The sequence below is a fragment of the Delftia lacustris genome, from assembly GCF_040267515.1.
GTDB classification, from domain to species: Bacteria; Pseudomonadota; Gammaproteobacteria; order Burkholderiales; family Burkholderiaceae_C; genus Comamonas; species Comamonas tsuruhatensis.
Genome location: NZ_CP141274.1, coordinates 3,599,078 through 3,613,317, shown reverse-complemented (window position 1 = coordinate 3,613,317; position 14,240 = coordinate 3,599,078). Strand labels below are relative to the sequence as shown.

Annotated in this window: 12 protein-coding genes; 8 read left to right on the top strand and 4 right to left on the bottom strand. The window is 65.3% G+C overall.

Annotation, left to right across the window (positions count from 1 at the left end):
* Positions 1-169: 169 nt before the first annotated feature.
* Both U6958_RS17925 and U6958_RS17920 read left to right on the top strand, forming a co-directional pair.
* On the top strand, positions 170-1,009 hold the full coding sequence (locus U6958_RS17925; protein ID WP_016445865.1) for a PRTRC system ThiF family protein: 840 nt from the start codon (positions 170-172) through the stop codon (positions 1,007-1,009).
* A gap of 314 nt (positions 1,010-1,323) precedes the next feature.
* Entirely contained in the window at positions 1,324-1,671 is a 348-nt protein-coding gene (locus U6958_RS17920; RefSeq protein WP_016445867.1) for an H-NS family nucleoid-associated regulatory protein, read from the top strand.
* Here the strand turns inward: U6958_RS17920 and U6958_RS17915 are convergent.
* The gene (locus U6958_RS17915) at positions 1,664-2,347 is read right to left on the bottom strand and encodes a hypothetical protein (RefSeq protein ID WP_016445868.1); all 684 of its coding nucleotides are present in this window, start codon (positions 2,345-2,347) and stop codon (positions 1,664-1,666) included. The two genes, U6958_RS17920 and U6958_RS17915, sit on opposite strands and share 8 nt — an antisense overlap.
* A 66-nt stretch (positions 2,348-2,413) precedes the next feature.
* Positions 2,414-3,496 carry a phage integrase N-terminal domain-containing protein gene (locus U6958_RS17910; protein ID WP_016445869.1) on the bottom strand — a complete coding sequence of 361 codons (1,083 nt, stop codon included), beginning with the start codon at positions 3,494-3,496 and terminating at the stop codon, positions 2,414-2,416.
* 1,255 nt (positions 3,497-4,751) lie between these two features.
* On the opposite strand from U6958_RS17910, the gene U6958_RS17905 reads away from it, so the two are divergent.
* From U6958_RS17905 to U6958_RS17880, 6 genes are all read left to right on the top strand, one after another.
* The gene (locus U6958_RS17905) at positions 4,752-5,783 is read left to right on the top strand and encodes a PRTRC system protein D (protein ID WP_016445871.1); all 1,032 of its coding nucleotides are present in this window, start codon (positions 4,752-4,754) and stop codon (positions 5,781-5,783) included.
* Positions 5,780-6,055 (top strand): hypothetical protein, encoded by a 276-nt coding sequence (locus tag U6958_RS17900; RefSeq protein ID WP_016445872.1) that lies wholly within the window; start codon positions 5,780-5,782, stop codon positions 6,053-6,055. The genes U6958_RS17905 and U6958_RS17900 overlap by 4 nt, the downstream gene beginning before the upstream one ends.
* Positions 6,056-6,062: 7 nt before the next feature.
* A complete protein-coding gene (locus U6958_RS17895) occupies positions 6,063-6,509 on the top strand; it encodes a CFI-box-CTERM domain-containing protein (RefSeq protein ID WP_016445873.1) in 447 nt (148 codons plus the stop codon).
* The gene (locus tag U6958_RS17890; protein ID WP_074922369.1) at positions 6,506-7,039 is read left to right on the top strand and encodes a PD-(D/E)XK nuclease family protein; all 534 of its coding nucleotides are present in this window, start codon (positions 6,506-6,508) and stop codon (positions 7,037-7,039) included. Before U6958_RS17895 ends, U6958_RS17890 begins: the two co-directional genes overlap by 4 nt.
* A gap of 422 nt (positions 7,040-7,461) precedes the next feature.
* Entirely contained in the window at positions 7,462-9,363 is a 1,902-nt protein-coding gene (locus U6958_RS17885) for a LodA/GoxA family CTQ-dependent oxidase (protein WP_074922367.1), read from the top strand.
* 15 nt (positions 9,364-9,378) lie between these two features.
* Positions 9,379-10,608 carry an NAD(P)/FAD-dependent oxidoreductase gene (locus tag U6958_RS17880; protein ID WP_074922364.1) on the top strand — a complete coding sequence of 410 codons (1,230 nt, stop codon included), beginning with the start codon at positions 9,379-9,381 and terminating at the stop codon, positions 10,606-10,608.
* Here U6958_RS17880 and U6958_RS17875 read toward each other — a convergent pair.
* Positions 10,544-11,536, bottom strand: coding sequence for a tripartite tricarboxylate transporter substrate binding protein (locus U6958_RS17875; RefSeq protein ID WP_074922362.1), 993 nt, complete (start codon positions 11,534-11,536; stop codon positions 10,544-10,546). The two genes, U6958_RS17880 and U6958_RS17875, sit on opposite strands and share 65 nt — an antisense overlap.
* A 420-nt stretch (positions 11,537-11,956) precedes the next feature.
* Positions 11,957-14,176: a TonB-dependent siderophore receptor gene (locus tag U6958_RS17870; RefSeq protein ID WP_244160483.1), complete on the bottom strand. Its 2,220-nt coding sequence runs from the start codon at positions 14,174-14,176 to the stop codon at positions 11,957-11,959.
* Between the last annotated feature and the right edge of the window lie 64 nt (positions 14,177-14,240).

Below are 14,240 nucleotides of genomic sequence, written 5' to 3'. Positions count from 1 at the left end.
CTTACATGTTCAGCCCCACAGTGAGACGGTGCGGATCAAGTCTAAGGTGGCTCGGATCTTTTTCCCATGCCTCGCACTCCGTCTGGGATGGCGGCTTCATCCCAGCGCCCGGTTGAAATTCATCCGTCCCGCGAGAGACTGGGTGCAGGACATCCGATTGGAGGGACCGGTGGAGCACCTGATTCATCCGAAGCTGCTGGAGCGGCGTGTTGCCATTCATCTGGTGGGCGTGGGCGGCAACGGCGCGCAGATGGCAGCCTGCCTTGCCCGGCTGGACATTGCGATGCGTGCCCTGGGCCATCCGCTGGGCCTACACGTTACCGCATTCGACGCAGACCGCGTCAGCGAGGCCAACGTGGGGCGGCAGCTCTATAGCGCCGCCGATATCGGCAGGCACAAGGCGTTGGTGACCATCCACCGCCTGAACCAGTTCTATGGGCTGGATTGGGAGGCCCATCCCATGCGCTATGAGGAATTCGTGCTCGGCCACCGCTACGCAGCCAATGCTGATCTGCTGGTCAGTTGCGTGGACAGTCGCTCGGCGCGGCAGGTGCTGCACCGGCTCGCGTGGCAGGACGCCCACCGCTATGGCTACTGGCTCGACCTGGGCAATACCGAGTCCACCGCGCAGGTGGTACTGGGCGAACCGCAGGGCGGCGCGGCATCGGGGCAAGGTCCGCGCCTGCCGTGCGTGACCGAACTCTTTCCTGAACTGCTCGACGAGTCTGCGCCCGAGGACAACCAGCCTTCCTGCTCGGTACGCATGTCGCTGGCCTCGCAGGGGCTTTTCATCAATGACGTGGTGGTGCGCTACGCAGCGCAACTGCTCTACGAGCTGTTCTCCAAAGGACGTTTGTCCGCGCATGGCGTGCTCGTCAATCTGGAGTCCAAGCGCAGCGGTCCCATCGAGGTCGATTCGCGCACCTGGATGCGCTTCGGCTTCAGTCACCAGGACGCCGGGTGTCCGCAACCGGGGTTGGAAGCAAATGGCGAGGACTGTGTTCCATGACCATGAGGCAATGGAGTGCACGCGTGTTACGCAATGGAAAGGGCATTCATATCGGACAGCCGCACGAGTTCCTAGAAACGCTGACTCAAGTGTGCCGCGCTGTGTAGGTGCGGCAATTGGGGGCGCGATGCCAGAAGAGGTCGCGCGGGGTGGAGCGACCCTACACAGGGTGACGATCTAATCTGACGAAAAGTTCGACATGTCGCCCGCGTGCTGATTGCGTAAGCTTGCTATAGACTCGGCTTTGTCGTCCGGGTGTCAGACTGGACCCGGACGACCATGCATCCCAACGCATTCCCATCACAAAGGCTGCTATGGCTCGCAAATCTCGCCAACGTACGACCCAGGAAATCGACGCCCAGATCGCCACTTTACAAAAGGAGCGGGATCAGCTCCGCGAGGCCGAAAAGGCCGGAGTGGTGGCCCGGATGAAGGAAGCCATTGCCTACTACGGCATCACTGCCGCCGACCTGGCACTGGGAGGTGGCACGCGCACGGCACGAGCCAAGCTGGCAACACAGGCCAAGGCCCCGCGTGCCGCAGGCCGCATCAAATACAAGGACGACGCCGGTCACACATGGTCGGGCTACGGCCCCAAGCCCAAGTGGTTCACCGAGGCGCTGGCCAGCGGCAAGGTCGAGGCCGATCTGTTGGCTAAATAAGCCTGTCGCGCACATGATCGTAAGTGGCTGGAATGCCCAGTCTTCCAAAGAAGGCATCCGTGAAGTCCACTGCCGTCTTCACGGCCCATTCGGCGCAACCTGCACCTAGCACCTTGTCGGGGTAAAACGGGTTGCCAGCACCGGTGAGGCTGTTGAGGGCAAACTTGCCACGAAGACGCTTCTCGAATTTATGGGGCTTTCGCGTCTCGTCGCCGCCAATTGCCACGATGGTTTCCGGCTCATAGTGAATCAGCGCATTGCGAAGCTCTGTCAGGAGCTTCGCGTCTTGATACGGATTGATGCCCGGATCGAAAGGTTCTTTGTCATTCAACTCCAAGGCGATGTCGTACTTTTCCAAGATGGGGTATGCAGCCGTTCTTGGAATGCTTCGCGCCCATAGCCTTCCCATCAGACCTCGTGCTGGCAAAGGACTCAGTCTCGCCGTTGAGTGTCCGTCCGCGCAATCCGCGAACAACTCATTGATCGTGGCTTCCAGGAAGGCAGCGGAGACCATGATGGAGGAAATGGCATAGGACTTGTGGCGGGTTCTCTCGATGCTGTCGAACGGAGTCAAAAATGCTGTCGCCTCCAACTCCTGGCATTGCTTTGAAAACAATGCAGACGCCAAAAGATGCTGAATCGACAGGTAGTGCCGCATGGAGATGTTGATAGACATAGGTAGCGTGCCGTGGAGGTGGAATGCTTCTTGGGGACTGTCTGGCACCATGTCTTGACTAGACGGTCAAGCACTGCCGCCTTCGGTGCGTGGTGCAGTATTGGCGGCTACCCGGCCAATGTAAGCGGTTGAAGCCCTGATTCTCGAATGACCGGCGCGCGCTGATACCTCCAATCGTGCTGCCCGCTCCGCTTTCCAGTCCATATCGCCATGTTCCCCCCCGCGCACGGGCGAGGGCAGGCCTGTGATCGATTCGTACAGATCGTTCAGATTCCCATGCCGCAGTCCGTGGCCCGTCACGCCGGCCTGCCGCTTCGTGATGCCGAACTTCTCCAGCGCGTAGTCCAGCCGGCGCAGGTTGCGCTTGAGGTTCAGGGCTGGATCTCCCATGTGCGCGTCGCGGCTTGCGACCAGTGAGCGCGCCAGCGCCACCGCCGCACGCTGACCGTCCGTCTCCAGCGGCACCCAGCGCACGCGCCCGCCCTTGCCTTTTATCCACACATACTCATCCGCCTTGCGGCTTTCGACGGGCAGGCCGGTCTGCTCGAATGGCACGACGTGCTCGTAGGGCCGGAACATCACCGATTCCTTGCGCCGCAGCGCCAGCGCATCCATCAAGCGCATCGAAGCCGCGATCCGCGCCTCGAACTGCGCCACCTGGGCAAGCACCGTTTCCACATCGATGCCATGCGCGCTCCAACTCTTGTCGCGCAGTGCGTACTCATGGCGCTCGTATTCCTCCAGGCTCAGGCCGTAGCGCGCCGGCGGTCGCACAAAGCCCGGCTTGCCCAGCCAGGACGCGAGACCGCGCAGGAAGCTCAGGTAGGTCTGGATCGTGGCAGGTGCCAGCCGCTCGCGCTGCCAGACCTGCGCCATCGCATGCAGATGCTTCTGCCCCAGGTTGCGCGGGTCCGGCACGGTGTGGAAGCCGGCCTTGCGCTGGAGGTCGACGAAAAAGCGCCGCAGGAAGCGGGCGCGTTCGGCACGGGTCTTGTGCGACACCGTCTTCTCGCGCGCCGTGTGCCGCATGTTGAACAGTTCAATCAGCGTGTCCAGCACGCGCAGCGGATCGGCATGGCCGGGTCGCAGCCGGGCCAGGATTTCCTGGGGCGTCTTGCGCGCCCAGGCTTGGGGGCGCGGTCGATCCATACCAGGGATGCGTCCTGGGCTGACTGGATCGGCCGGCCGGGGTGAAGCTGTCGTCATCGTGTTCTCCAGGTGAAGGGGCGGCACGCTCCCCGAACAGCGCACCGGCGGGAATCCAGGAGGGCCTACCCCAGCGACGGATTCCGTCATCCGCTGGAGCGGGTGGTCAGGTGATCACGGCGGCACGCGTGACCACAGCGCGTGCCGCCGACCCAAGGGTTGCGCCAGCCGCATGCGTATGCAGGGGCTAGCTCGGTCGGTCTTAAAAATGAAAACGTGTGATCCGGCTCCGTCCGTGCATTTCTGCAACCACGGAGGTTCGTGACGCGCCACCGCCTCAAGGGCGGGCAGCCGCGTCGGCAGCGAGATCGGGTCTCGCGCCTGCTGGTGGATCAATCCTGGAATTCGCAGCGCCATCCGCGCGCATGGGTCCACCCCTGACCGAAAGTCCAGGGTGGTGTCGAGCGTTTGAGCGGGGACCAGCGGGGAGCCCATGAGGGCAAGCACAACCGCTGGCGGCGTGAAACACGCGTGCTCGGGTGATGGCGGGATCGGGAACCGGCATCGGGTGCCGGGTCGGGAGATCGATAGCCTTGACGCGCTTCCATGAGCGCCCAGCCGCAGGGCTGGCGAGGGTCGAAGGCACATGCACCACGAAAGAGAACCTCGGGGCGGTCGCCTCGGGGCGACGGCCAGCCCGGCTCGGGGCCGGGGCTTGAAGGGCAGGTAACGACTGCGACGCCTTTTGCTCCGCGAAGGAGCGGGCCAAGGATGGCCCTCGGGAGTCTGTAGTGGATGACGAAAGGGGCTTGCAGGTCAATGCTGGCGTGGCCATGCGACGGCATGGACACCGCCTTGCAGGTGGCGCTTGCGGGCACGCGACGGGGTGATAGGGGCGATTTATTGTCCCGCACCGCCGCAGAGCAAGGCTGCATGCGGGCTTGACAGGCAAAAGCTCTGCCTCTGGTCCCGAGCTGGGTTCCCAAGCGCTCATGCAACTCCACCGGACCACGCGCGTTGTCGGCGCGTCGGTGGGGTTGACGAGTGCCAGAGCAGTGAGACCGTGATGGCACACAAGCAGTTCGTCGCGGGGTTGACGCTCGGCGGGTGTCACTGGGCTGCCGCCCGAATCTCCTTGGAGTGGCAGCCAGTGACGCCCGATCCCGAAAGCCGGGTCATTTCGTGCGGATTGCGCGTGGCGTGGTCGCATCGCCTTGGGGATGCTGACCGTCATGTTTCCTTACCTTGGAGCTCTCTCATGGAATTGATCGTCAGAGCGGTGGATGTCGGATCCGGCAACACCAAACTCGTCACTGGCGTCGTGGGCACCGAAATCCGCTGCGCTAGCTTCCCGTCGGTTGCCTACCCGTCCAGCGGCGAGACGCCGCAGTGGCCGGCCAGCGAACGGCGCAAGACCTTCTGCATCCCGGTTGGCCCGCTGTTCTACGAGGTCGGGCCCGACGTCGGTCTGGCCGCCGACACCTTTCGCGCCAAGCAACTGCACGACGAATACACCGAGTCGCCGGAGTACATGGCGCTGTTGCGCGGCGCGCTCAGCATGATGAAGGTGCCCCACATCGACCTGCTGATCGTCGGCCTGCCGGTGGCGCTGTTCACCTTGAAGAAGGCGGCGCTCGAGAAAGCCATGGTCGGCAGCCACCAGGTCGGCGGCGGCAAGACCGTGACGGTGGCCAAGACGATGGCAGTGGCGCAGCCGCAGGGCGCGTTGGTCCATTACGCGGCCGAGCACCAGAAGATCGAGACCATCGGCACCGAGCAGAGCCTGGTCATCGATCCCGGCTCGCGCACCTTCGACTGGCTGGTTACGCGCGGCATGCGCCTGGTGCAGAAGCAGTCGCACTCGATCAACCGCGGCATGTCCGACGTGCTGCGCCTGCTGGCGGCCGAGATCTCGAAGGACATCGGCACCCCGTACCGCGACTACGACGCGATCGACCTGGCACTGCGCACCGGCAAGGCGCCGGTGATTTTCCAGAAGCCCTACGACATGAAAAAGCACCTACCGCTGGCCGAGAGCGTGGCCCAGCAGGCGGTGTCCACCATGCGGCAGTGGATCGAAACGCCCGAGAGCCTGCAGAACATCATTCTGGTGGGCGGCGGGGCCTTCCTGTTCAAGAAGGCGGTGAAGGCGGCGTTTCCGAAGCACCGGATCCACGAGGTCAAGGAGCCGATGTTCGCGAATGTGAGGGGGTTTCAGCTCGCGGGGCAGAACTATGCTGCCAGCGCCATGGCCCCCGGCGGTGATCGCGAGGCAGGGGAGGCCGTATGACCGCACACCCCCAGAGCGAGCCCAAACCGGTGCGGCTGGTGTTCGAGCTCGCGCGGGCGGACAACCCGCGGCTGTACGACGAATTGGTGCGGTTTTCGCAAGGTGCCAAGCGCGTGAACCGACTGCGTGTGCTGGCCTATGACGGATTGCTGGTGCAGTACGGGGTGTTTGCCGTGGAGGGGGCTCGCCTGGTGCAAGTCCCCATAGGCGGCGATCCATCAGCGCGCGCGACGGTGACCAACGACGTCTTCGCGCCGGTTCTGGCCGAGTGAGGTGTGTATGTCCAACCAAAGTAAGGGACTGGGGGCCGAGGTGAGCGCGACGGAATTGGCAGAGATGGGTTTTTGTGAGAAGAGAGTGCAGCTTGCCTATATATACGGCGAACAGGTCACGCCCGAGCAGCTCAAAGCCATGTCTCGAGGGCACGCGGCCCACCAGCAGTACTTGAAGGAGGGACTGGCCGCGACGGGGGACCGCAGGTGCTTCGTGGCTACCTTCGTCTTCGGCCCGGATGCGTGGGAGACGCAGGTGCTTCGCGAATACCGCGATGCGGTGCTGCTGCGTCGGCTGTGGGGGAGGCCCCTGGTGGCGGCGTACTACCGAGTGGCACCGATGGGTTGTCGCGTCTTGGAGCGATCGCCTGCAACGGTGGTCGGGGTGCGCCGCCTGCTGCGCATCGTGGTTGCCCGGTGTGAGAAGGTGCTCGGCAACAGGAGTTTGCCGTGACCTGGTCGGCTGCCTATGTTCTCGCCGGCTTGGTGCTGACACTTTGGCTGGCGCGACTGTGGACCCGTCGGCGCCTATCTGGCGAGCGAGCGTCCCGGCCGCGAGAACTGGTCCATGCCGAACTGGTCCATAAGGAGGAACTGTTTCGTATTCAGGAACCGATCCGGCTTGTCGTGAAGGTAGATCGCGTGTATCGACTGCCAACCGGATCACTGGTGCTGGTAGAGCTAAAGACACGTGACCAAGACCGCACCTACTTGTCGGACATCATTCAGTTGTCGGCGCAACGGCTTGCCATTGAGATCCAAACGGACGCGATGGTCGAACCCTATGCCTTTGTTTCCGTCGTTGGACTAAGTGGCAAGATGCGCTCGCACCAAGTCTGGCTGCTCGATGCTGCGGCAGTTGTGGACCTTTATCGGCGACGTGAGGCGATTCTCACAAGGCGGGTTTCACCTGCCTATGCTTCGTCCAAATCAGCCTGCTGCTTCTGCGCGTTGCGATCACGGTGTGACCGCTTTGGGCGGTGAGTCATGGCGGAATGCGGCTTTCACACGACCGAGTGCACTTGCTAGACACGAGCTCAGCTTCGATGAGAATCGACGATGCAGGTGGTTCTCCAACGTGGATCTTTTGGTTCCATGGTGTCGCATCGACGGTGGGTGACTAGCTGGGTGGGTAGGGCGATTTAGGACATGGAAAGAACGGCTAACCTATTGATAGTTAAGGGAAAATTCTCTGAATCAGAACGTTACGACATCGTGCTGCTGTGAACCGGTATTTATCTTGCCAATTCATTATCAATAGCGATTCGGCATCTTTTGCGCCAATGGGTTCATATGAATCGATTTGCGCGCTGCTATGGATTGTCGATTCCCGATAATTAACTTTGTCTCGGCATTTTTGATACCGTTTGTTGCAATCAGTGTCTCAGCAACTGAAAGGGCGACAAATGGGAATCGACTCCACCATTGTGCGTGCTGCCATACACCCGGGAATTGGTGTGGCGCGTATTGGCAATAGCTCGGATGGGTACTATGTCGGCCCCGAGCTGATGCATGTGCCGCCCATGGCGCCGGGCAGCCTGCGTGATGCGCAGGGCGCGCTCAAGCGCCAGGCTGCGCGCTTTCGCATCTACGGCTACAACGCCGCGGGCGAGGTGGTGCGTGAACTCACGGCCGACCAGGACGAAATCGAATGGGAAGTCGAACTGGCCAATACCAAGGCCGCCTGGTATCAATTCCAATTGGCGCTGGACGTGCCTGAAGCCGCAACGGCCGATCCCACGATTTTGCGCAATGCCACGGTGAAGGACCGGAAAAGCCTGGCCATTCGACCGGGAGCCCGCCGCATTGCCAAAGGCTCGGCCCCGGTGGCATTCGATAGCGGCAGTTTCTGCGGCAAGCCGGTTTATCTGGGCGAATTGCGCATTGAAAAGACGGGCCAGCTTCTCGTGCTGGGAGGCCGGGGCGTCTCTGCCTCCGTGGATGGCTCCAAGGCCACTACGTTTGCGAACAACGAGGGCTGGCATGACGATGTGGCCGACGGCCCGGTGCGCGCGAAGGTCGTCGTGGCCGGCGTTTCCGTGCCGGTGGATGCGGCATGGGTCACGGTTGCGCCGCCCAACTACGGCCCGCAGATGAAGTCGGTGCGCACCATGAAGGACCTGATGGAGGATGTTTTCATCCGCTCGGGCATGGCTGCGTTTCCGCTGCAGGTCTCCTTCAGCCGGCACATTCTGCCCATACTCCAGCGCCAGAGCAGCCTGCAGTGGGCGAACAAGGGCTTTGCCGCCCAGTTCGGCTGGGGTGCCGCCGCCAGTGCGGATGACGAGGCGTGGATCGCCAGGCTCAACAGCCCGGGCACGACCTGGGCCGAGCTGCGCCAGCAGGTGGCCAATGCCTTCCGGCGCTTTGACCGGGACGGCGCATCCCCCCAGCCCTGGCCCTGGCTGTATGGCGACGCCATGGCCGTGCCGCCGGCCGACACGCCGCGCCAGCATGCGGCGCTGACGGCCACGCAGCTGAGGATGCTGGACCTGTGGGCCGCAGGCCACTTTCTCTCCGACTGGACGCCCGGCCAGAAGTACCCGGCCCAGCTGTCCGATGTGCCGCTGCAGGAGCAGCCCACCATGCTCGACCATGCCGCCATGGACGACTGCCTGGCCGATGCCTTTCATCCGGGTTGCGAGATCACCTGGCCCATGCGCCACGCCAGCATGTACCGGGCGCCATTTCGCATCCGCGAGGCGGCCGAGAACCCGCCCGAGCTGCAGCTCTACGGCTCGCGGCTCACCCCCGCCGTGGCGCTGTCCGAGAGCGGGCCGCTGTATGCACAGGTGGCCGGTGACCTCACGCGCTGGATGGCCGTTCCCTGGCAGACCGACACCGCCAGCTGCCGCAGCGGCTACTACGCCGGCTACGGCCCGCGCTACGACCCCTACCTGCCCACGTTCTGGCCGGCCCGCGTGCCCAACCAGGTGCTGACGCAGGAGGCCTATGAAAAGGTCATCGATACCGAACTGCCGCGCGAGCAGCGTGTCGCCGCCTTCAACCGGCGCGAGTCGTGGTTCCGCACCCTGGGCGAGGGAGCCTATGAGAGCGAAATCAACCGCATGATCAGCCACTTCGGTGACATGGGCGTCATCGAGAATCGGCCGGGCCCGCTTGGCGACAAGGACTTCCCGCCGGTGATGCAGGTGGAAAACCGCATCGCCCCGGCGCCGTCGCACATGCTCAAGACTGCCGTGCAACCGGCCGGGCAGGAAGCGCCTCCCCGCATCGAGCCCTTCGACGCAGACAACGAAGAGCAGCTGCGCGCCCTGACGCAGCGCGGCCCGGTGCTGCCGCGCTGAATGGCGGCCACGTCTATGTCTGCGCATGCCATGGCCACCGCGCCGCTGCCGGATGAACTGGATGTGCTCGTCGTGGGCGCGGGACCGGCGGGCGCGGCCGTTGCCGCGCAACTGGCAGGGCATTGCCGCGTGGCGCTAGTAGGACGCGCCGTGCAGGCAGGGCGGGCCATTGGCGAAGCCCTGCCCGCTGCGGCTCGGGTGATTCTGTCCGACCTGGGCGTGTGGGATGCGTTCGCGGCACAGGACCACCGTCCTGCCTGGTCGCGGCGGTCATTGTGGGGAAGCTCCGAGGTCATCTTTCAGGACGCACTGTTCGACCCGCATGGCGCGGGCTGGCACCTGGACCGCAAGCGCTTCGACGCCATGCTGCTGGAGGCTGCGCGCAGCCGTGGCGTGCCCTGCCTGGTGCCCGCCACGCTGCGCAGCCTGCAGCGCCAGCCACCGGGCGCGCCCATGCGCTGGCGCTGCCTGATCGATAGGGCGCAGGGCGACCCGGCGCACGGCCCGTTGGAGCTGTCCTGCCGCATCGTGGTCGATGCCACGGGCCGCGCGGCCCGGGTGGCCCGGCAGGCGGGTGCCGAGGTCCGCCGCGACGGCCGCCTGGTCTGTTTTCACGCCTGGGTGGAGCCGCCATCGCATGAGCATGCAGGCACCACCATGATCGAGTCGGATGCCGAAGGCTGGTGGTACAGCGCCGATCTGCCTGATGGCAGTTGCGTGATTGCCTGGCAGACCGATATCGACCTGCCCGAAGCCCGCCGCCTGCGCAGCACGGCGGATCTGCTGGACATGGCCGATCGCACGGCCCTGGTGGGCGCGCGCAGCGTGGGCAGCCAGGTGCTGGAGCCGTTGCGGGTGGCCGCCGCCCACGAGCAATGGCTGGATGCAGCCAGCGGGCCGGATTGGCTGGCCGTGGGCGATGCCTGCCTGTCCTTCGATCCGCTGGCATCGCAGGGCCTGCTCAACAGCCTGGTCACCGGCAGCGAGGCCGCCCTGGCCGTGCGCCGCAGCCTGGCGGGCGACGCCGGTGCGTTGCCTGCCTGGGATGCGTGGATCCGGTCGATACGCGCCGCGTACCGCAGCCATCACGAGCACTACTATGCGCTGGAGCCGCGCTGGGCGAACGAGACGTTCTGGGCCCGCCGCCAGCGGGCGCCGGAGGCGGGGACCGGAGCCGGCGTTATTGCCGCTCCAGCTTCGCCGTCTGAACGATGGCATTCCAGCGCTGGTACTCGGCCCGCGTGAATTCGCGGAAGGCCTTGGAGTCCAGCAGGCGCACTTCGCCGCCCAGCGCCGTCACCTTGGACTTGAAGTCGGCATGGCCCGCCACCTTGAGCGTGGCCTCTTCCAGGCGCTTGACGATGGCGGTCGGCGTGCCCTTGGGTGCCAGCACGCCGTTCCAGGTGCCGGTCACGAAGGCGGGGTAGCCGCTTTCCTTCATGGTCGGCACATCGGGCAGGGCGGGCAGGCGCTGCTCCGAGGTCACGGCCAGGGCCTTGAGCTTGCCCGACTGCACGAAGGGCAGGGCGGGCGTCACGTTCTCGAAGATGAAATCGATCTGGCCGCCCAGCAGGTCGGTCAGGGCCGGCGCGCTGCCCTTGTAGGGCACATGCACCATGTCCAGCTGGGTGGCGCTCTTGAACAGCTCGCCCGACAGGTGGACCGTGGAGCCGCTGCCCGGCGAGCCATAGCTCATGCCGGTCTTTTGCGCGGCGGCGCGTGCCACCAGGTCCTTCACCGTCCTGGCGGGCGTGCGCGCCTCGTTGACCACCAGCACGTTGGGGATGGTGGTGACCAGGGCCACGTATTCGAAATCGCCCAGGTTCTTCTCGCTCAGGTTCTTGTACAGGCTCTGGTTGATGGCCTGGGTGCCGGCCGTGCCGAACAGCAGCGTATAGCCATCATTGGCCGCCGAAGCCACGCGGCTGGCGCCGATGGAGCCGTTGGCGCCGGAGATGTTTTCCACGATCACGGGCTGGCCCAGCGACTCGGACAGGCCCTGTGCCACCATGCGCGCCAGCACATCGGTATTGCCGCCAGGGGCGAAGGGCACGACCAGCTTGACCGGTCGGGTGGGATAGGCATCCGCCCAGGCCTGGGGCAGGGGCAGCAGCGTGGCGCCAAGCAGCGCGGCCGCGCGCAGGAATTGCTTGCGTGAAAGGGTACGGGGCATGGGGGATGTCTCCTTGTCGATGTTCTGGTGGCGCAGCGGCTGGGGCCAGCGGCGGATTTTTCAGGCGGGCCAATGCTGGGCGGTGGCTGTCTTGACGTCAATCAATGTTTTGGCAGGACGTCATGCGGCGGGCGAATGACCTGTTCGGCCTTGTGCGGCAAATGAGAAGGATTGCGTTGACATGCGCCCGTCATTGCGCCTGCCATCACGGCGCAAGGCTCCTGGACTCGCCTGTGGCATGGACCGCACCGCTGCTGAATCCGACTCCGGCGCTGCCGTGCAACTGCCCGCGAACATGCGGCTTTGCGGCGCCTGCGTGGACGTGCACGATGCGCCCCATGGCATGGGCCAGCGCCCGTTACGGCGCCGGGGTGGGGCGGGCATTGCCGATGTCCATGCCGATGCCAATGCCGATGCAGCTCAGAAATCCGCCTTCAGGCTCACCGTCAGATTGCGCGGCTCGCCCCACCAGCCCTGGTTGTAGAAGCCGATCTGGCTGTAGTACTGGCGGTCCAGCACGTTGTTGAGCTGCACGCTGGCCGACCAGGTGGGGTCGATGCGGTAGTGGGCCGAGAGGTTGACCACCAGGTAGCTGCCCTGGCCTACCTGCACGCTCTGGCGCAGCGGGTTGGTCACGTTCTGCCAGATGCGGCTTTGCCAGCGCAGGTTGCCGCCCAGGCTCAGGCCCTGCAGCGCACCCTCGAAGCTGCGCATGGCCGTGAGCTTGACCAGGCTGCGCGGGTGCGTGGTGTTGAAGGCGGCGCCGCTGGCGCTGCGTGCCGTGTAGTGGGTGTAGCTGGCGCCCATGCGCCAGCCCCGGGCCGGCTCGCCGCTGAGTTCCAGGTCGATGCCGCGCACCTGCGCGCCCTTGACGCCGCGATAGGCCTTCTGGTCTGTGGTGCCGTCGATGAATTCGCCCGTGTCCTGCGCCAGGTTGTCCTGGCGGGTCTGGAACAGCGCGGCAGAACCCTGCAGCCGGTCCTGCAGCCAGGAGCCCTTGAGACCCAACTCGAAGGCCTGGCCGGTGACGGGGTCCAGGATGCTGCCTTGCTTGTCGCGGTAGTTCTGGGGTGTGAAGATTTCCGTGTAGCTCAGGTAGGCCGTGTGCCGGGCATCGATGTCCCACAGCAGGCCGGCGTAGGGCGTGATTTCGTTGCTGTAGCGGTAGTCGCGCAGGCTGCCGAAGTAGTTCTGGCGCGTGGACCAGCGGCTCAGGCGGGCGCCGGCCACGGCCGTCCAGCCATCGGCCAGCGAGAAACGCCCCACGGCATAGCCGCCGCTTTGGCGCATGCGGCTGTCGTCGCCGCCGTTGGAGACGTCGGACCAGCCCGGCTCGGCCAGGCTGCCGTTGCGCCAGTCGAGGAAGTTGTCCGTGGCGGGCGGCGTGCCCAGCGGTGCGTAGCGGCGGATGTCGATGTCGTCGCGCACATGGTTCCAGCCCACGGCAATCTCGTGCTGGCGCCCGAACAGCGCGACCGGGCCGCTGGCCGTGAGGTGCAGGCTGTCGCGCGAGCGGTCGCCCCGGTATTTGATGAAGGAGTTGGCCATGCCCAGGCCGGTGCTGGCGTCCGGCGCGCCGCCCCGGTAGACGTAGCGCATGTCGTAGTTGCCGTCGTTGCGGCTGTAGGCGGCGCGCAGCAGCCAGCGGTTGTCCAGCCGGTGCGTCAGGTCCAGCGTGGCCGTGGTGTTCTCCGTGCCGAAATGCGACCAGCGCGTGTTGTTGGACACCGAGCGGTCGAAGTCCGTGCGGCTGCCGTCCGCATGGAACAGCGGAAAGCCGGCGCCCATGCCGGGGCTGGTGTTCTTCTGGTATTCGAGGCTGGTCACGAGCCGGGTGGCGGGCGTCAGGGCCGCGCTCACCACGGCGTACAGGCCCTGCCTGCGCTGGCCGAAGTGGCTGACGTAGCTGTCGCTGTCCGATTGCACGGCCACGACGCGGCCATGCACGCGGCCTTCGCGGTCCAGCGGCAGGGACAGATCGGCCTCGGCGCGGCGCAGGTTCCAGCGGCCCAGCGTCAGCGATGCATGGCCCCCCGCCGTCTCGCGCGGCTGCTTGCGCACGAAGTTCACCGTGGCCGACGGATCGCCCGAGCCATTGAGCAGGCCCGTGGCGCCGCGCACGATTTCCACGCGGTCGTAGAAGGCGGTGTCCATGTCGGTGGCGCCGAAGTTCCACAGGCTGTTGATGGGCGAGGCCAGCCCGTCGAACTGGAAGTTGCTGACGCCGAAGCCGCGCGAGGAAAACTGGTAGCGGTTGCTGTCGCTGCGGCTCACCGACAGGCCGGGCGCGGAGGCCTCCAGCGTCTGCGAGACCGTGAGCTGGCCGGCATCGTCCATGAGCTGGCGCGTGATCACGCTGACCGACTGCGGAGTTTCGCGTGCCGACAGTTGCAGGCCCGTGGCCGTGCCTGTGGAGCCGCTGGTATAGCGGGCCGTGCCTTCGGTGGTGCCGGCATCGGCGGCGGCGCGCACGGTGACGGTGCCCAGTTCGGTGTCGCCTTTCCTGGCAGGGGGCCTGTCCTCGTCGGCGGCCCAGACTGCTGACGCAGGGGCGGCACACAGGGCACAGATCAGCAGGGACAGCGGGGTCCGCGCGCCTTGGGGTTGTCGCGGGGCGTGGTTTTGGATGCGAATGCTCATCATTTCCATGGTCCTGGGCGTGAGCCCGGATTGTGGGAAATGTGCGCCGCCGCCGCCTGTTCCC